1 protein-coding gene is annotated in these 582 nt (G+C 41.6%); it reads right to left on the bottom strand.

Going from position 1 to position 582, the window contains the following annotated elements; translation table 11 throughout:
* On the bottom strand, positions 1–582 hold a 582-nt coding region (locus BKH45_RS08955; protein WP_219349996.1), incomplete at both ends, for a hypothetical protein.

Raw genomic sequence — 582 nt, 5'->3', positions numbered from 1 at the left:
ATTGTTGGAAATGTTCAATGCCCCACTCATATTGGAGTTATCCAAAGAGATAGTGTTAGTCCCTCCGGAGTTGGTGATGTTCCCTGAAATGATTGATCCGCCCGAAGCATTAATAGTGTTAGTCCCTCGGGAAAAATTAACACTCCCTGAGATCTTAGCGCCGTTTGTGAGAGTAAAGGTGGTATCTCCTGCGGTATTGGTAGCATTGCCTTGGAAGTCTGCCCCGCTATCAAGATTGAATATAACCTTATTCCCTCCATTCCAATTTCCTTTGAGAAGTGCGTTGCTGCTTGCATTTACATTTAATTTGAGTGTGTTTTGATAACCATTATCTCCGGTAAATTTAAATCCCTGCATACTTGCCCCATTGGAGAGAGTGAGGTTCATGGTAACTCCGGTGGGTGTATTGAGTGTCCCTGTGAATTTAGCATTATCCAAAGTCATATTAAAATATTGTTGGTATTGATTATAGGGAAATACCGGTTCTTGTATTGTAATCGCACTTTGAATATCTGCCCCGCTTTTAGCACTGATATTGATCACAGGAGATTGGACTTGAGAATAACCGCTCCATACTTGCGT

Origin of the sequence: Helicobacter sp. 11S03491-1 (assembly GCF_002272835.1) — a bacterium.
Taxonomy (GTDB): domain Bacteria; phylum Campylobacterota; class Campylobacteria; order Campylobacterales; family Helicobacteraceae; genus Helicobacter_J.
The sequence above is the reverse complement of the archived record's forward strand: the minus strand, read 5'-3'. Positions and strand labels throughout refer to the sequence as shown.